Genomic DNA, 17,289 nt, shown 5'->3' with positions numbered 1-17,289 from the left:
GATGGTCACCTTGATGGCGGACGGCCGCTCCGACGGCGGGCCGTCCCTCTCCGCCGCGGTTCAGCGCTTCAGGTCGAACTCCCCGTCCCGGGCGCCGAGTACGAAGGCACGCCACTCCGCCTCGGTGTACCGCAGCACCACATCGGGCTCCTTGGAGTTGCGCATCGCCACCGCCCCGCGCTCCAGGAACGCGATCTCCACGGCCTCCTCGGCCTCTCCGGGCGCGCGCTGCCAGGTGGCTTTGGAGATGTCGAGGGCGTAGAGCCATTCCTTGTCGGCTGCGGTACTCATGCGGTGCACTCCTCTGTGATGGGGGGCTCCTCGACCGCGCCGTGGGCTCGCGGTCCGTGACGGCTACAGTACGCGCCGCTCATGTCAGCTTCCAGCCGCTGAACTCGGCCGTTCCGCGGGCGCCCGTACCGCCGTTGGACGCCGACATGTGCAGCCCGGTGTCCTGGGCACCGGCCGCGCCGGGAACGCTGACGGTGCCGACGGTGCGCCAGGTGGCGCCGCCGTCCGCCGAGCACTCGCCGCGGTAGGTGCCCGCGGCCTCGCGGGTCAGCCGGAGGGCGGCGGGCGCCGTGATGCCGGGGATGCGGTCGAAGGTGTCCAGTACGCCGTCGCCGTCGGAGTCGTAGGACAGGACGGCGCCGTTGGCGGGGGTGACGGAGAGGTTGAGGAAACCGGGGGAGGCGGGATCGGCCAGGCTGTTGCGGACCACGATCCCGGCCCGGGCCCACGAGCCGGTCCGCTCCTGGGAGGTGACCCGCACCGTCACGGACGTGCCGGTGCGCAGCGCCCGCGCGCGGTAGACCGCGCCGAACTCGGCAGTGGCCCGCCACAAGTCGCGCCCCGCGCCGTTGACGGCGATACGGTCGCCGAGCTGCCCGAAGACCGCCTCGTTGGTGGTGACCGTGCGCAGGTCGGCGGCGAGCGGACCGGCCACGAACAGCGCGCCGGAGCGCACCGCCCGGACCCGCTCCTGACCCTTGGGCCCGTACCGGACGGCGAGTTCGTACGGCAGCGGCTCCAGCGGGCGCTGCGGCGGGCCGGGCGGCGCGGTGACCCGCCAGCGCGCCCGGCCCGTGGCGCCCGGGGCGACGGAGGGCAGCGTCAGAGGGCCCTGGGGCGTGGCGTCGGGGCCGGTGAGGGCGAAGTCGACACGGCCGGTGGCGCGCAGCCCGTTGGTGTTGCGCAAGGAGGCGGTGAGGCGGGCCGTGCCGCCCGGCGGCAGGGCGGGCGGCTCCGCGGCGAGGGCGAGCGTGCCCTGGTAGGGGGCCTTGGCCAGGGCGTCGTGGGTGCGCAGGGCGGCGCGGTGGGCGTCGGTGGTGGGGCGCAGCGGGTAGTCGCCGCGCGCGCGGGTCCAGGGCTCCTCGACGGCGTACCAGTCGAACGCCTCGGGCGGGCGGCCCTGGGCCAGGGCGTCGGCCAGCTCGTCCAAGTAGGCCTGCCACTGCGGCAGATGGACATCGCCGATCAACCCGTGCCAGTCGCGGTTGGCGTAGTTGGCCAGGCGTCCGCCGTCGGCGGTCGGCCGGTCGGCCCAAGTGGTGATCAGGGTGCGCGCGGTGCGCTCCAGCCGCGCCGCCTCCGCCTCGCCGGCGGCCGACCGCCGGGCCTGGTCCAGCCACGGGCCGAGCAGGAAGCGCCGGTGCGCGCCGGTGACCTCCTCGCTCAGCCGCATCAGCTGCAGCCACAGGCGCGACAGGCCCCGGAAGGTGGCCAAGTCCTTGCGCTGATAGGCCTGTTGGAGCTGGGGGATCAGCTGCCAGGAGCGGTTGGCCAGGGCCTGGCGGGCGGCATCGGTCAGGTCGTGGCGGTAGGCGTCGCTGCCGCGCAGCGCGGGGCGCACGGCCAGCAGCGCGGCGAAGGCGGTGTCGAAGGCGGCCGGGTCGAAGGCGGGGGCGTGGGTGGCGTAGTACGTACCGGAGCGGGCGGCCAGGTCGGGGCGGGCGGCGAAGACGGAGTCGTGCGGGCGGCCGTCCGCGCTGTCGATCGCGTACGCGCTGGTGCGCAGCGCGGCGTACGCCTTGCGGGCCTGGGGGTCGCGGCCTCCGTAGCGCGCGTCCGCGTACGCGTCGAACCACCGCGCGCGGTCCACCGCCTCCTCGCGCCAGGCCAGTTCGCTGAACAGCTCGAAGGCGGCCGGGTCGCGCTCGGCGGCCTCGGGCATATAGGCCGTGCCGACCAGCTTGCTGCCCGGCTTGTCGCGCCACGCGGTGAACCGCTCGGCCCACATATGGGTCTTGGCGCCGACGGTGGTGCGGCCGCCGAAGTTGGGGATGCTGCCGAAGGCGTACGGCACCGCGCCCCAGTCCCGCTCGCGGTCGGTGACCGTCTCCAGGTCCGAGAGGCCGTCCACGATCAGCATCCGGCCGTGGTCGACGGCGTCCAGCAGATCGCGGCGGGGGTTGTCCTGCCAGCCCAGGATCACCCAGGTCGCGCCGGGGCGGGCGGTGCGCAGCGCCTTCTCCACGGCGCGGGCGGCCTCGGGCACCGGGACGTCGCCCGGGTCGCCGCCCTCGTGCAGCAGATCCATCTTGAAGTGCTCGGCCGGGCCCAGGAGTTCGCGCTGGTGGCGGTAGAAGGAGGCGGCGACCTCGGCGAAGGCGGGGGTGCGCGGGTCCAGCCAGTCCGGGCGCGGCAGCCCCGACCAGTCGCCCTGGGGGACCGTACGGGCGGTGGGGTTGCGGTCGGCGAAGCCGCCGGGGACGGTGCCGAAGTAGCCGGGCAGCACCGGGTGCATGCCCAGGGAGCGCAGCCGGTCGGTGATGCGGCGCCCCAACTCGGCCCGCTTGTGAAGGAGTTCGGTGCTGATCGGGCCGCCGTAGCCGCTCATGTTCTGCAGCAGCCACCACGGCTGGTGGGTGGGGGCCGGGATCCAGGCGCGGGCCTCGGCGTCGGTGTAGCCGAAGTCCTTCAGCAGCCGGTGGTAGACGGCCTCCGAGCCGGTGGTGACCAGCACCTCGTTGACGCCGTGCAGCGCCAGGGTGTCGAGGGTGCGCTCCCAGTGCGGCCAGTCGGCGTACGGGGCGGTGTAGCCGTCGTGGGTGTCGTTGAGGGCGAAGCGGTGCGGCAGGGAGGTGGCGCGCTCCAGGGGGGCCTCGGGCGCGGGCAACTGCCCGGGGAGGTGGTCCAGCTGGTCGCCCGACCAGGACAGATGGGCCCGGCAGGCGTACTTGAGATACCAGTGCACGCCGGTCAGCAGCACCGCCGGGCTGGTGCCGGCGACCTCGATGCGGCCGGTGCGTCCGGTGACCCTGAAGCGCTCGCGGCCGCCGCGGAGCGGGGTCAGGCGGAACTGCTCCGCGTGGCCGGGCAGCAGCCGCCGCAGCGCGGCGCGGGCCGGGGCCGGATCGAAGGCGTGGCCCTGGTCGTGCTGAGGGCCCGGGCCGGGGGAGCGGGCCCCGAGCGCGGTCGCGGCGCCGATGGCCCCTGCGGTTCCCAGCACACTGCGTCTGGACCAGTCACTCACGTGTGCCCCCACTGCTCGGCTCTCGCAGCGCTCCGGCGCCGGTGGCGGGCCGTTGATCCCTGCGGACCCGTGCGGACCTGCGACGACGGCGGAACGGCTGCGGCGGAAGAGACGTACGGGGCAAACGCTAACGGTCCGTCAGTCCCGGTCCAAGTAGGCCAGGACGGCCAGGACACGGCGGTTGTCGTCGTCGGAGGGCGGCAGGCCCAGCTTGGTGAAGATATTGGAGGTGTGCTTGGCGACGGCCCGCTCGGTGACGACGAGTTGGGAGGCTATCGCCAGGTTGGAGCGGCCCTGGGCCATCAGCTCCATCACCTCCACCTCGCGCGGCGACAGCCGCCCCATCGGCCGGTCCCGCGAGCGCCGGTCCAGCAGCTGGGAGATGACCTGCGGGTCCATGGCCGTACCGCCGCCCGCCACCCGCCGCACCGCGTCGATGAACTGCTCGGCGTCGAAGACCCGGTCCTTGAGCAGATAGCCGATGCCGCCGCTGCCGTCGGCGAGCAGTTCGCGCGCGTACAACTGCTCGACGTGCTGGGACAGGACGAGCACCGGCAGGCCGGGCCGCTTGCGGCGGGCGGCCAGCGCGCACTGGAGCCCCTCGTCGGTGAACGACGGCGGCAGCCGCACATCCACGATGGCCACATCCGGCTCCTGCTGCGCCAGCGCGAGCGCCAGATCGGGACCGTTGTCCACGGCCGCCGCGATCTCGAAGTCGAAGGCCTCCAGCATCCGGACCAGGCCGTCTCTCAGGAGGAAGAGGTCTTCGGCGAGGACAACGCGCACGGGATCTCCAGCGTGACCAGGGTCGGGCCGCCCGCGGGGCTGCTGACGGCGAGTACGCCGTCGAATGTACCCAGCCGCCGCTGCAGCCCCCGCAGCCCCGACCCCGCGGGGCCCGCCGCCGCGGCGCCCCGCGGGAGGACGGCACCGCCGCGCCCGTCGTCCTTGACCGCGACCCGCAGCCGCCCCTGCGCATGGCCGATGTCCACCCACACCCGCTCGGCGCCCGCGTGCTTGGCGGCATTGGCCAGCAGCTCGCCGACCGCGAAGTACGCGGCCGACTCCACCGGTGCCTCGGCCCGCCCCGCAAGGTCCACCCGCACCTCGACCTGCAGCGCCATCCGCAGCGCCAGCGCGCGCACCGCGTCCCCCAGCCCGCGCTCGGCCAGCACCGGCGGGTGGATGCCGCGCACCAGGTCGCGCAGCTCGGTCAGCGCCTCGGCCGAGGACCGGCGGGCCTGGGCGAGCAGGTGTCTGGCGCGCGCCGGGTCCTTCTCGATCAGCGCCTCGACCGTGCCCAGGCTCATGCCCATGGCGACGAGACGGGCCTGCGCGCCGTCGTGCAGATCGCGCTCGATGCGGCGCAGTTCGGCCGCTGAGGCGTCCACCGCGTCGTGCCGGGACTCGGTCAGCTGCGCCACCCGCTCGGCCAGGTCGGCCTTGGGGGGTATGAGGAAACCGGCGGCGAGCCGGAAGTGGGCGCGCAGGACGGCGGGGTTGCCGTACAGGGCCAGGGCGAGCATGCCGGCACCGATCAGCGGCAGCGACGCCGCCATCAGCACGTTGTCCAAAGGCAGGAAGGCCAGCCCGAGCCATCCGCCGCCGGCGCCGGTCGCCAGATGGACCAGCGGCAGCAGGATCGCGCCGAGTCCGTACCCCACCAGCGATATCGGCAGCAGCGCGAGCAGGTAACCGGCGGAGAAGTCCACCGGCAGCCACAGCAGTTCGCGCCAGGTGGCGGGGTCCCGCAGGAGTACGGCGCAGCGGCGCGCCCTGCCCCGCAGCCCGCCGCGCAGGTCCGCGGGGAAGGGACGGTAGGCGGCCGGTATGCGCACATCCGCCCAGGCGTGGCCCCACAGCCGCCGCTGGTTGGCGAAGGCGCGCAGCCATCCGACGACGGCCGGGGTCGTGATCACGCCCACGCCCAGCACGATGAACACCAGGGACAGGACCGTGAGCACGGTCAGCACGATGGATCCCACGAGCGAGACGACGGCCAGAGCCAGCCCCTGTACGGAGACGAGCAGCGCGCGGCCGATCCGCGCCCCGTATCCCGCACCCGCTCCCGTATCCGCCGTTCTGTTCAGATTCATCGCGCCCTGTCCCCGATCTCGTGCGCCCGGCCGACGGGCGCACGATCAAGTCTGACCGGTGGCGGACGGCAGGTCACGGGGGGTGGCCCCCCTATGCGACGGTGGCCCGCACCACCCCCTTGAGGGTGATGCCGGCCACCGCCCCCGAAGGGCTCAGCTGCTGGGCACGTACTTGTAGCCGACCCGGCGCACCGTCACGATCGACGCGCGGTGCTCGGCGCCCAACTTGCGGCGCAGCCGGGCGATATGGACATCGACCGTGCGGCCGTCGCCGACGTGCCCGTACCCCCAGACCGTCGTCACGAGCTGGTCGCGGGTGTGCACCCGGTGCGGGTGCGCGACCAGATGGGTCAGCAGCTCGAACTCCAGGTAGGTCAGGTCCAGGGCCCGCCCCTGGACGTGCACCGTCCGCTGCTCCGGATCGATCCGTACGACCGTGTCGCCGGTGGTCAGCGGGGCCGCGCCCGCCGCCGGTGCGGCCGGCGGATGCGGCGAGGGGGTGGGCTGCGGCGCGGGGCTGTGCGGCGGGGCGGGCGCCGTCACCGTGGCGGTCCGGTCGGCCGGTACGAGCACCAGATAGCCGACCATCGGCGGCTGACCCGGCAGTACGGGCACGGTGTGCTGCGGTGCGGGCAGCCAGGTGGCGCCCGAGCTCAGCAGGTCGGCGACCGGCGGCACCTCGTCGGGTGCCACGGCTCGGAGTCGCTGGCGGGGCAGTGCGGGAATGGAGGCCGTCGTGGAAGTGGCAGGAAGGGTACGGACGTTCGTCATGATCGGTCAGCTCTTTCGCGCAGGAGGGCGTCGTGGACGTCGTGCGCGCGGGCAGGGCTGTGGACGCTAAGAATCGTGGGACATCAGCGTCGGCAAGGAGTGTGCGGGCCCGCGCTCAGTGCGCGCGGCAACACAGACGATCGAAGTGGTGCGCCTGCCGGGACGGCCAGAAAGGCTCGAGGTCGCTGCGACCTGTCGCGGTGTCTGTAAGGCTGGCCATGCCCCCATTGAACCAGACGAGCTGTGATCTGTCCTTCACACGGTCTGCGGTATGACGTGAATCAATCCCCGCTCCCCGTGCCCTATTTGCGCCTCATGTCCCCCTTCCCGTGCTTGCGTCCGGGGCGCAGCAGCCCCGTCGCGACCCCCACCCCGATCGCCGCCAGATGCCCCGCGTCGGTGAAGGTCCGCTCCTTGCGCAGCAGGGGCCGTACCCCCAGCGCCAGCAGCCCTGCCGTGGCCGCCGTGCGCGCTCTGCGATGCGGTACGGACACGGCGAGCGCGCCGAGCACCGCGTTGAACCCGTAGCTGGCGCCGACGTCCACGGCCCGCTCGGTCTCCGGGGCGAGAGGCGTGCGGCGGGCGGCGGCCGCACGCAGCCCTCCGTACACGAGCAGACTCGCGCCGATGTGCCCCGCGGCGAACACCGCGGCCGCCCGCCGCGGCCCCCAGAGCACCTCGGCCGTACCGAGCGCCCCCAGCAGCGCGGCCCCATATGGCAGCGGCACCGGCCGCGTCACCAGCAGCGCGCTGGTCACCAGGGTGTGCCAGCGCCCCGCCCGCAGATTCTCCACATTCGTCGACTGCCCCCGCAGCAGCGCCTCGCGCCGCCGCTCGGACATCCGCCCGGTGACATACGCACCACCCTGCACCACACCCACATAGGCCGCAGCAGCCCACGGTACTTCCACAGAAGGGGAGTTCACCGTTCCATCATCCCCCACAACCCGCAGCCCGGCGGGGGCCGACCGCACAGCTCCCCGCGCCCCTTACCAGGGGCTTCGGCAACACACCCGAGCCACAACGAACCTCGCCGCACCCCGACCGCCCCGCGCAGCGGCACAGCCCGCCGCAGGCGCAACGGCGCCGCACCCGATCGGCCGGAAGACGGCAGCACGCGGCGGTCTCAGCCCAGCCGGATCTCCAGCAGCGTCGCCCGCCCGTTCTGCACCTCCACCGTCGCCTCCGCCGACCGGGAGTCGCCGGCCCACTCCGCGCGGCAGGCGACGGTGTAGAGCCCGTCGGTGCCGGCGGAGAGGGTGAAGCGGCCCTCGTCGTCGGTGAGCACGGCCACGTCGGGGAAGGGCGCGGGGCCCTCGGTGAGGAAGACCCGCGCGTCCGGCACCGCCTCCCCGGCCGCGCCCACCACCACTCCGGAAATCACCGCAGTCATACGCTCACGTCTACCCGCCGGGCCCGGTTCAACCGGCCGCGCCGCCGCGGCCGGCCGAGCCCCGCCCCACGTTCCGAAGGACGCGCCGCCCGGATCAGGCCTTCCACGCCACGTAGTTGTTGTAGACGGGAGTGGTGATCCGCGTTCCGGAGTTGGTCACCGCGCCGCCGTAGGCGTGGATGGCGATGCCGTAGCGCCCTCCGTTGTGGAAGCGGTAGACGGAGCTGCCGCTCTGCCCGCCCGCCGTGTCGATGTCGTAGAAGACCTTGCGCGGGCCCACGGAGGCGATGCCGCGGGCGTCGTACCACTGCGTCCCGGCCGGTTTGTCGCCCGGATAGCCGGAGATGTTGGCGACGGTCTTGAGCAGATCGGCGTCCGGCCACACCCCGAACCCGAACCAGCCCGTGGTGGCGCCCAGATCGGTGGGCAGGATGATCGCCCCGTAGTCGTAGTTCTCGTCGCCGTTGTTGATCCAGCCGTTGACCGAGCGGAAGCTGGTGCTGGTGACGACCCCGTAGGGGAGCGCGTCGCCGTTGCGGCCCGGCATGACGTTGATGCTCTTGACCCAGCCGTCCCGCCCCGGGACGCCGCTGTTCTTGATGTAGACGACGTGCCCGGCCGTGGCCAGGGTGTGCGGGCCGATGAACCAACCCGTCCCGATCCAGCGGGAGTTGTCCGCCGCGGTGATCAGCAGCGAGCAGTGCACCCGCCACGGGTACACGGAGGTGTCCTGGATCTGGACCCGGTCGTCCGGGCCGTGCACGGTCTCGGCGGCGGGCGCCGGAGGCCCGTAGGAGGCCTCGCCGATGTCGGGGAGCGAGGCGGTCGGCGGCTGCCACAGCTGCTCGGGCGTGCCTTCGGGGCGGCTGTAGCCGGGCACGTTCTCCAGCCCTTCGGCGCTGCCCCGGCCCGCCTCTCCCGCCAGCCCTTCGGACGGCGCCTGGACCACCAGGTCATCGGCGGTGACTACGGCGTGCTGCTCCTCCGGCTCGTTGGAGACGGGGGTGTGGAACTCGATCGGCATCGATGTTCACCAGGCCTCTCGGTGCTCGCGGTCGGCTGTGCTCGGGAACGCTCCGCGCGCTGGAGTCCTCCTCTTGTACTGCGGTCCCAGGGGGCCGACAACGAACATTGCGATGAATTCGTGCTGTTGGTCCTTGCGTACGCCAGATGTCCTGCGCCGCCCCGGCAACGGCACGAGGGCACCCGCAGAAGCGGGTGTGAGCACCACCTACGCGGCCGTGCGCCCCGCGCGAGAAGCGGCGCCAAGGGGCAGAGGGGAGTCCGACGGCACGCCCTGACTCCGTGGGCGACATGCCCCAGGGGCGCCGGGGACACTGGAGTCCATGACGACCTCGCCGCCCGCCCCGCCCGCACCCGACCCGGCCGCCGCCCCGCCCCTGCGCATCGGACTCCTGGGCACCGGCCCCTGGGCGCAGCGCGTGCACGCCCCCGCGCTCGCCGCCCACCCCGGCGTCCGTTTCACCGGCGTCTGGGGGCGCAGGCCCGAGGCGGCACAGGCCCTGGCCAAGGCCCATGACACCCGCCCGTACGACACCCCGGAGAGCCTCTTCGCCGACTGCGAGGCGATCGCCGTGGCGCTGCCGCCCTCCGTCCAGGCCGAGTGGGCGGTACGGGCCGCCGAGGCCGGGTGCCACCTCCTGCTGGACAAGCCGGTCTCCACCGACGTGGCCCAGGCGCGCGCCGCGGCCCGGGCGGCGGGCCGGGCGGGCGTCGCCTCGGTGGTCTTCTTCACCGCCCGGTTCGGCGCCGAGGAGGGGGCGTGGATCACCGAACAGGTCGCGGCGGGCGGCTGGTTCACCGCGCACGCCGACTGGCTCGGCTCGGTGTTCGCCGCCGGCAGCGACAGCCCGTACGCGGCCTCGCCCTGGCGCCGGGACAAGGGCGCCCTGTGGGACGTGGGCCCGCACGCGCTCTCCGTCCTGCTGCCCGTACTGGGCGATGTGACACAGGTACGGGCGACCCGCGGCCCCGCCGACACGGTGCTGCTCGCGCTGCGGCACGACAGTGGCGCGGCCAGCACCGCGGCGCTGAGCCTGACCGCGCCGCGGGCCGCGGCGGGCGTGGCGGTCACCCTGCGCGGCACCGCGGGCGTCGCCACGCTGCCCCGCCGCCAGGACGGCCCTGCGCCCGCCTATCACCGCGCCGTCGACGCCCTGCTCGCATCGGCGCGTACGGGGCTGCCGCACCCCTGCGACATCGGCTTCGGCGTGCGCGTCAGCGAGATCCTGGCCGCGGCCGAGGAGTCCTTCGGCGCGTAATCGCGTATTACCGGGCGGAACCCGCTGCTGTGACAGCTCACTTGTCACTTGATGACCGCGTTGGCCGCCGCGATCACCAGCCCCAGCGCCGAGTCGGCCGCCCCGATGAGGGCGGCCCCGCGCCGCCGGTAGCCGGACCGCAGCGCGGCCAGGTTGCCCCAGGCGAAGAGCAGCGTGGCGTTCAGCAGCAGCCCGCCCACCGCGGTCGGGCCCCCTGGCCAGTCGGCCAACCCGGCGGTCAGCAGCAGCGCCACCGTGGGCGCGCAGCCCGCGACCATCGGCCATTCATCGGCCAGGCTGCGGGCCAGCGCGCTCCAGCGGTGACCGGCGGAGGGCTCGTCGCCGCGGTGGGTGGCCATGTGATGCGCGTAGCCGTGCGCGAGGGCGGCCGTCGCCGCGGTGACCAGCACCCACAGGGCGTCGCGGAAGGGCGTGAACGGCGCGTCCTCGCTCTGCAGCGCGGCCAGCAGGGCGCTGGCCAGCACCGTCCCGTACACGCCGCCGAACAGGACATGGGACTTCATGGGTGCTCCCCCGAGAAAACGGAAATGGAGCACTCCACGCTAAGCCGCATTTCTGCCCGGACCCTCGCCGGAACGGACGAGAAGAACTGGCCGAAAGAATGACAACGCGCTGCCGCGCCTCATCCCACCTGCTCATTAACGTCCAGGTAAGTAACTGACCTGTAAGTAGGCAATTGCGGGGGAGTGGGCGGGCGGCAACGGTGCATCAGGCGCGCCGCATTTCCCGCTCGGGCCCAATTCGCCCGGGCTGTCCGCCGTCTGCCACCCGATCGCCGTCTGGAACCGCACCCCCGGCAAGGCCGGCGGCCATCGCCGCCGACGTCGTCCTCCCCACCCGCTCCCTGATGCAGCGTCAGATAGACCAGGGGCACGGCGCGGCCGGCGTCGCCCGCATCATCGAGAGCGTCAAGCCCCCGGACCAGGGCATCAAGCCCCGGACCAGGGCATCAAGCCCCGGACCAAGCCACCACGCACCCGGAACGGCGCATCAAACCCCAGGAACAGGACTGAGACCGGGGACGGCCCCCGCGGCCCCCGCCGCCCGCCCGGCCAGGAATCCGGCCAGCGCCTCCTCAGTGGATGCGAGCGCGCCCGCGCCGTCCCCGATCGACTCGTGCGCGAGATGGAAGGCGGAGTCCTCGATGCCGCAGTAGCGGGAGACCCCGAGCAGCAGCTGGCGGTCGACGACGCCCTCCAGGTCGCGCCCCGCGAAGCCCTCCCGGGACTCGCCCGCCAGCGCCAGCCACAGCATCCGCTTGCCCGCCAGGCGGGGCTTGCTGCGCCCGTAGGCGAAGCCGTAGTTCCAGACCCGGTCGATCCAGCCCTTGAGGATGGCCGGGGGCCCGTACCACCACACCGGGAACACCACGACGAGGGTGTCGGCGGCGTCGATCCGGCGCATGTGCGCGCGCACCTCGGGGGAGTACTCCTTGTCGCGGTCGCCCCAGGAGGGCTCGTCCGCCGGGCCCAGCCGCGGGTCGAAGTCCTCCGCGTACAGGTCGAGCAGATCGACCTCGTACCCCTCGGCCTCCAGTCGCCCGCGCGCCCGGTCGGCGGTCTGTGCGGTGAGGGAGTCTCCTCGCGGGTGGGCGAGGACGAGCAGGGCGCGCATGGGTGGCCTCCGGTTTCTGTACGGGCAAGGGGCGGCGGTCGGCGAGACGGGCGAGTGTCCTGCCGTGCCGGCCCCGCGCGACATGCCCCAGAACACCTCCGGCGCGCGATCTATGCCCTCGGACACCGACGCCTCGGCCCGCGGCGTGCCGCCGGCGTGCCGGTCCCTCAGGACGTGGCCTTGGGGAAGCCGAACCGGTAGCCCTCTTCCTTCAGCCAGGGCAGCAACTGCTCCAGTGCCTGCATCGTCTGTGCGCGATTGCCGCCGCCGTCGTGCATCAGGACGGTCGGGCCGTTCTTCAGCTGGTTCTTGACGGCGCGGACAATGGTGTCCGTACCGGGCCGGTTGAAGTCGCCGGGATCGACGTTCCAGCCGAGATTCCGCATTCCCTCCGAGGCGGCGATCTGCCGGCTCTGCGGAGTGAAAGCACCGCCCGGCGCACGGTAGTACCAGATCTTCTCGCCGCCGGACGCCGCATCGATCAGCCGCTTCGCGTCCAGGATTTCCTTCTTCTGGTAATCCACGGACTTCTTGTCCATCGCGGTGTCATGGCTCACCGAGTGATCGCACAGCCGGTGCCCGGCGGCGACGACCTGCTTCACCAGATCCGGATGCGCCTTGGCGTTCGGGCCCGTCATGCAGAACGTCGCCTTGGCACCGTACTTCTTCAGCAATTCCAGGGCCTTGGGCGTCCAGGTCGGATCGGGCCCGTCGTCCAGCGTCAGATTCACCGCCTTGCCGCCGCCCTTTCCCTCGCCTTTCCCGCCGTCCTCGGCCTCCCTGACGATGGCCATGTCCACCTTCGGCGCGGGCAGCGAGGGGTCGGCGGCCGCGCTTCCCCGAGCCGTCCCGCCCGCCGCGGAGCTCTCCTGGAGACCCGGGTCGCTTGAGCCGCCGCTGGTGGCCAGCACGGCCGCCCCCGTCAGCAAAGTGGTGGCCGCCGCCACCGCCGCGATGGACGTTATTCGCTTGGTCCGATTCCCCGTCGTCTGCATGGCCGCCACCCGTTCCGTTCGTGTCCGTGCTGGTGTCCACGGCCCGCGGCCGCAGCGCTTTCCCCATCGACACAAACACGCCCGAGGGCCGTTTCCGAGAGCCGTCATCGATCCATCACACAACGGGAAACACGGCGTCATCCGGGCCGCGCATCATCGTCAAGCGCGCCACCGCCCGTACGCTCAGGAACACCTTCCGTACGGGCCCCTTCCGCACGGAATACCGACCGTACGGAAATCCTCCCGAAGCATTCACGAAGCCCTCGGAGAAAACCGCACCCATGACACGCGTACTGCTGATCGAGGACGATCTCGCCGTGCAGAAAGGCGTCACGCTCGCACTGCGCCGCCGAGGGCACGAGGTCGAGGTGGCGGGCAGCGGCGAGAGCGGCCTGCTCGCCCTGGAGCGGTTCCGGCCCGAGCTGGTGCTGCTGGATCTGATGCTGCCCGGCATGAGCGGACTGGAGGTGTGCCGCCGCATCCGCGAGACCCAGCAGATCCCGATCATCATCCTCTCCGCGCGCGGCGACGACATCGACATGGTCGTGGGCCTGGAGGCGGGCGCCGACGACTACGTCGTCAAGCCGGCCAGCGGCGAGGTGCTGGAGGCGCGGATGCGGGCGGTGCTGCGCCGCGTCGTACCGCAGCAGCCGAGCGGCCCATCGGCCGACGCCCCGGAGACGGGCGGCACCCAGACCTACGGCGCGCTGACCGTCGACCGCTCCGGCCTGATGGTGGCCAAGGACGGCAGCGAACTCGTACTGGCCCCCTCCGAACTGAAGCTGCTGCTGTTCCTGACCGATTCCCCCGGCCAGGTCTTCAGCCGCCAGCAGCTCCTCGAACAGGTCTGGGAGCACAGCTTCTACGGTGACGCGCGCCTGGTGGACGCCTGTGTGATGCGCCTGCGCGGCAAGATCGAGGACGATCCGCGCACCCCGCGCTACGTCCAGACGGTACGCGGCTTCGGCTACCGCTTCGGTCCGCTGTGACGCGCGAAGAACCACCGACGGGCCCGGCGGGTGCGCCCCCGGGCGGCCGGGAGAAACCGCCCGCCCCCTCCCGCCCCCGCCGCTTCCGCGCCGCCCTCGCCCATGTCCGCGGCCTGCGCACCCGACTGATCGTCGCCTTCCTCGTCGTCGCGGCCCTCAGCGCGCTGATCACCGCCACCCTCACCTTCCGCCAGGCCCGCAGCGCGATTCTCGACCGCACCACCAACTCCGCCGTCCGCGACCTGCGCGCCCAGATCGAATCCCTCGCCCCCGACCTGCTCTACCCGCCCACCACCCAGGACCTGCGGAACTTCGTCATCCAGCTCGACCGGGGCGGCGGCTCGCGGGACTGGCGCACCTCGGTGCAGTACAAGGACGAACCCCTCGTCCCCCAGGTGCCGCCGGGCGCGGCCAGCGCGGTCTCCGACGGGCTGCGCAGGGCCGTACGCGAGCAGCACGCGCCCATCCAGCAGCGGGTGGTGCGCGGCGGCGACCCCTGGCTGGTGATCGGCATGCCGGTCGACTTCGCCGACAGCGCCAACTCCCACGACAAGCCCTCCGGCCTGGTCGTCTATACCGAGTTCTCGCTGCGCGACGAGCAGAACGACATCGCCGCGCTGGTCACCGCGGCCCAGGCCGGAGCCCTCCCGGCGCTGGCCCTGGCGATCGTGCCCGCGCTGTTCGCGGCCCGCCGGGTGCTGCGGCCCGTACGGCGCCTGCGGCAGGCCGCCGAGCGCATCACCTCCGGCGAACTGAGCACCCGCCTGAGCGTCACCGGCAAGGACGAACTCGCCGACCTCACCCGCACCTTCAACGAGATGGCCGCCACCTTGGAGAAGGACGACGCCGAGCTGCGCCGCCTGGAGGCGGGCGCCCGCCGCTTCGCCGCCGATGTCTCGCACGAGCTGCGCACCCCGCTCGCCGCCATGACGGCCGTCACCGAGGTCCTGGACGAGGACGCCGCCGGGCTCGACCCCGATACCGCCGACGCGGTCCACCTCATCAGCGACGAGACCACCAAACTCGCCCGTATGGTCGAGGACTTGATGGAGGTCTCCCGCTTCGACGCGGGCGCCGCAGCCCTCCATCTGGACGAGGTCGACATCGCCGTCGCGCTGCGCAAGACCCTCCAGCTGCGGGCCTGGCAGGACCAGGTGGAGGCCGATCTGCCGCAGGGCGTACGGGCCCGCTTCGACCCCCGCCGCATCGACGTCGCCCTCGCCAACCTCATCGGCAACGCCCTGAGCCACGGCGGCGCCCCCGTACGCCTGCGGGCGCGGGCCACCGGCTCCCGGCTGCGCATCGAGGTCGCCGACAACGGCCCCGGCATCGACCCGGCCGCCCTCCCGCACGTCTTCGACCGCTTCTACAAGGCGGACGCCGCCCGGGCCCGCTCCGAGGGCAGCGGCCTGGGCCTGGCCATCGCGATGGAGAACGTACGGCTGCACCACGGCACCCTGACCGCCGCCAACTCCCCTTCCGGGGGCGCGGTGTTCACCGTGGACCTGCCGCTGGACCCGGCCGCCGCGCCGGACCCGCCCGCACCGACGACCCCACGGGACCACCCATGAGACGCCCGGCCCGCGCCACCCTGCTGTCCGCGACTGTGGCGATCGCCGTGGCCCTCACCGGCTGCGGCCTGTCCACCACCGGGTACGAACGGGCCGGCGCCCCGGCCGCGGGCATCCGCGAGCCCGGCACCCAGTCCTACACCGCCCGCCTGTACTTCCTCTCCCCGGTCGGCATGCGCGGCGTCTCCCGCCCGGCAGACGGCCCGGTCGGCCCCCAACAGGCCCTCGACCTCCTCCTGGAGGGCCCCACCCCGGCAGAACGAACCCGCGGCCTGGTCACCCAGGTCCCACCCATGCACGGCCGCCTGCAGGCCTCCGCCCGCGCCGGAGGAGTGGACATCCGCCTCCCCCTGGAAGTCCGCCTCCTGCCCATCGCCGCCGTCAGCCAACTCACCTGCACCGCCGCCAACGCCGCCCTCCCCGGCACCGCCCGCCCCTACACCGACATCGACATCCGCCTCTACGAACCCAACGCCGGCAACACCCCCTTCACCCTCCGCTGCGCCCCCACCGGCGACGCCTACCCGGCCACCACCTCCGGCTGACCCACCGCCGTCCGGCCCTGCACAGGCCGTCACACGACGGTCAGTGGTACGTCGTCCGCGTCGTCACCTGCGCCGTCCCGGGGCCCGTACGGCGGCGCCGCGCGGCTGCCTGACGCCCGTTCGCCCGAGGCGGCGCGCAGGCCCCGGGCCGCTCCCGAATCCCCCCTGTTCACGGCGGTGAAACCGCCCTTGGCCAGGGGGGATTGTCAGTGGCCGCCACTAAACTGGAAGCAGTTCCAGTGAGGGTCCGACACTGCTCCAGGAGGTCGCCGATGGCCCAAGCCGTACTCCCGACGAAACCCCTTCCGGCCCACCCTCTCCCCAAGAAGCCGCTGCCCGCGGGCTGGCCGCGCGAGCGCTATGAGTCGCACAACCGCCGGCTGAAGGCCATGCGTCTGGCCATCGCCCTGCTCGACACGGGCGTCTACGGGCAGAAGCAGGCCAGCAACAAGAAGATACGCACCACCGCGGCCCGGATCGGGGTGCATCCGCCCTCCGACATCACCTGCCGCATGGTGCGCTCACTCATCCGCTACCACCGCTGAGCGGGGGTCGGCGGGGGCGCCCGCAGTCCGGAGCGCCCCCGCCGTACACCGCGCTGGGCGGATCACCTCATTCGGTGATCGTCACACACGGCAGTCCGACACTAGCGCCGCCCCGGAAGCCCTCCGCGCACAGCCGCGTCCCGGCCGGGAAGTGCCGCTGCGGGTAGGCCTGGTCGCGGTAGGTGCGGAACTTCGCCACGTCCTCGACCTTGGTGTTGGCGCTCCAGCCGTTCGTGGTCCACACCCGCGCCGAGATCCGGTTCGGCTGGTTGGTGTTGGTCACCGACACCTCCACCCGCCCCAGGTAGGTCCCGTGGTCGTACGTCTCGATGCACACCGAGTTGTTGCACCACTTCCCCTCCGCCGACGCGGGCGGCCCCGCGGCGAGCACGACACCGACCGCCGCAGCGGCCACTCCCACGCCCGTGACGGCCTTCCCTGCCCACTGACTCACACCCATACCGCGCTGTCCCAACTCCTCGTACTGGCCCCGGCCGACAGTCCGGGCGCCCGGTCCGCACTTGTCTACCAGCGCAGTCCTGCCCCTCCAGGGAGGCCGAAGGGTGAAGTCACCGGGCCGCCGCGGGCTGTGCTATGGCCTGCTCGGTAACGATCCGATGCGCATGCATCGCCAGGGGGACGGCGATGTGATGCAATTGCATCGGAACGACTCGGCGAACACCGCGAGGGCCCGGCAGCGGCGACTTGCCCGCCGCGCGTCGCCCGGCTCGGCAACCGGCCCCGCCGCGTTCGCCGCCATCGAGTTCGTGACGGAAGCCGCGCAACTCCCGCCGCCCGGCGCCCGGTTCACGTCCCGTCCATGGGCCCGGCCGCATCGGCGGAGCCCATGCAGACGGCGCGGTGGCCCCTCGCTCCCTCGACGGGGGTGAGGGAATGAGGGGCCACCGGCCGGCGCCCTCCCCGCGCACGCGTCCCGTTGGTACGCCATCGGCTCTGCGCCCTCGTCTGCACACCTTCGTCTGCACGCTCTC

17 protein-coding genes are annotated in these 17,289 nt (G+C 73.1%); 5 read left to right on the top strand and 12 right to left on the bottom strand.

The features are described from left to right. Positions 1–60: 60 nt before the first annotated feature. The 8 genes from AC4IJH_RS31600 to AC4IJH_RS31565 form a co-directional block, all read right to left on the bottom strand. Entirely contained in the window at positions 61–291 is a 231-nt protein-coding gene (locus AC4IJH_RS31600) for a DUF397 domain-containing protein (RefSeq protein WP_490855356.1), read from the bottom strand. 79 nt (positions 292–370) lie between these two features. Further along, a complete protein-coding gene (locus AC4IJH_RS31595) occupies positions 371–3,475 on the bottom strand; it encodes an alpha-N-acetylglucosaminidase (RefSeq protein WP_490855355.1) in 3,105 nt (1,034 codons plus the stop codon). Positions 3,476–3,613: 138 nt separating this feature from the next. Further along, positions 3,614–4,261, bottom strand: a complete 648-nt coding sequence (locus AC4IJH_RS31590; RefSeq protein WP_490855354.1) for a LuxR C-terminal-related transcriptional regulator — start codon at positions 4,259–4,261, stop codon at positions 3,614–3,616. Then, the gene (locus tag AC4IJH_RS31585) at positions 4,225–5,571 is read right to left on the bottom strand and encodes a sensor histidine kinase (protein ID WP_490855353.1); all 1,347 of its coding nucleotides are present in this window, start codon (positions 5,569–5,571) and stop codon (positions 4,225–4,227) included. Before AC4IJH_RS31585 ends, AC4IJH_RS31590 begins: the two co-directional genes overlap by 37 nt. Positions 5,572–5,724: 153 nt before the next feature. Beyond that, entirely contained in the window at positions 5,725–6,342 is a 618-nt protein-coding gene (locus tag AC4IJH_RS31580) for a winged helix-turn-helix domain-containing protein (RefSeq protein ID WP_490855352.1), read from the bottom strand. 302 nt (positions 6,343–6,644) lie between these two features. Further along, a complete protein-coding gene (locus AC4IJH_RS31575) occupies positions 6,645–7,268 on the bottom strand; it encodes a rhomboid family intramembrane serine protease (RefSeq protein WP_490855351.1) in 624 nt (207 codons plus the stop codon). Between the two features lie 200 nt (positions 7,269–7,468). Further along, positions 7,469–7,735, bottom strand: a complete 267-nt coding sequence (locus AC4IJH_RS31570; RefSeq protein WP_490855350.1) for a carboxypeptidase-like regulatory domain-containing protein — start codon at positions 7,733–7,735, stop codon at positions 7,469–7,471. 94 nt (positions 7,736–7,829) lie between these two features. Further along, the gene (locus tag AC4IJH_RS31565; RefSeq protein WP_490855349.1) at positions 7,830–8,759 is read right to left on the bottom strand and encodes a trypsin-like serine peptidase; all 930 of its coding nucleotides are present in this window, start codon (positions 8,757–8,759) and stop codon (positions 7,830–7,832) included. A 376-nt stretch (positions 8,760–9,135) separates the two neighbouring features. On the opposite strand from AC4IJH_RS31565, the gene AC4IJH_RS31560 reads away from it, so the two are divergent. Then, positions 9,136–10,017: a Gfo/Idh/MocA family protein gene (locus tag AC4IJH_RS31560; protein WP_490855368.1), complete on the top strand. Its 882-nt coding sequence runs from the start codon at positions 9,136–9,138 to the stop codon at positions 10,015–10,017. Positions 10,018–10,061: 44 nt separating this feature from the next. Here the strand turns inward: AC4IJH_RS31560 and AC4IJH_RS31555 are convergent, their stop codons facing one another. The 3 genes from AC4IJH_RS31555 to AC4IJH_RS31545 all read right to left on the bottom strand — a co-directional run bounded on the left by AC4IJH_RS31555 (position 10,062) and on the right by AC4IJH_RS31545 (position 12,647). Further along, positions 10,062–10,541, bottom strand: coding sequence for a hypothetical protein (locus AC4IJH_RS31555; RefSeq protein ID WP_490855348.1), 480 nt, complete (start codon positions 10,539–10,541; stop codon positions 10,062–10,064). A gap of 487 nt (positions 10,542–11,028) precedes the next feature. Beyond that, on the bottom strand, positions 11,029–11,652 hold the full coding sequence (locus AC4IJH_RS31550; protein WP_490855347.1) for an NAD(P)H oxidoreductase: 624 nt from the start codon (positions 11,650–11,652) through the stop codon (positions 11,029–11,031). 167 nt (positions 11,653–11,819) lie between these two features. Next, complete coding sequence (locus tag AC4IJH_RS31545; protein ID WP_490855346.1) at positions 11,820–12,647, bottom strand: polysaccharide deacetylase family protein; 828 nt, start codon at positions 12,645–12,647, stop codon at positions 11,820–11,822. Positions 12,648–12,928: 281 nt separating this feature from the next. Here AC4IJH_RS31545 and AC4IJH_RS31540 point away from each other — a divergent pair, with 281 nt between their 5' ends. The 4 genes from AC4IJH_RS31540 to AC4IJH_RS31525 all read left to right on the top strand — a co-directional run bounded on the left by AC4IJH_RS31540 (position 12,929) and on the right by AC4IJH_RS31525 (position 16,297). Next, positions 12,929–13,636 (top strand): response regulator, encoded by a 708-nt coding sequence (locus tag AC4IJH_RS31540; RefSeq protein ID WP_490855345.1) that lies wholly within the window; start codon positions 12,929–12,931, stop codon positions 13,634–13,636. Then, a complete protein-coding gene (locus AC4IJH_RS31535) occupies positions 13,633–15,207 on the top strand; it encodes an ATP-binding protein (RefSeq protein ID WP_490855344.1) in 1,575 nt (524 codons plus the stop codon). Before AC4IJH_RS31540 ends, AC4IJH_RS31535 begins: the two co-directional genes overlap by 4 nt. Further along, positions 15,204–15,752, top strand: a complete 549-nt coding sequence (locus tag AC4IJH_RS31530) for a hypothetical protein (protein WP_490855343.1) — start codon at positions 15,204–15,206, stop codon at positions 15,750–15,752. Before AC4IJH_RS31535 ends, AC4IJH_RS31530 begins: the two co-directional genes overlap by 4 nt. 272 nt (positions 15,753–16,024) lie before the next feature. After that, positions 16,025–16,297, top strand: coding sequence for a hypothetical protein (locus tag AC4IJH_RS31525; RefSeq protein ID WP_490855342.1), 273 nt, complete (start codon positions 16,025–16,027; stop codon positions 16,295–16,297). 67 nt (positions 16,298–16,364) lie between these two features. Here AC4IJH_RS31525 and AC4IJH_RS31520 read toward each other — a convergent pair whose 3' ends face one another. Then, positions 16,365–16,751, bottom strand: a complete 387-nt coding sequence (locus tag AC4IJH_RS31520; RefSeq protein WP_490855341.1) for a hypothetical protein — start codon at positions 16,749–16,751, stop codon at positions 16,365–16,367. Positions 16,752–17,289 lie beyond the last annotated feature (538 nt).

The organism is Streptomyces sp. UF-297, assembly GCF_058245575.1.
Note: the sequence above shows the minus strand (reverse complement) of the source record. Positions and strands in the feature narration are given on the sequence as shown.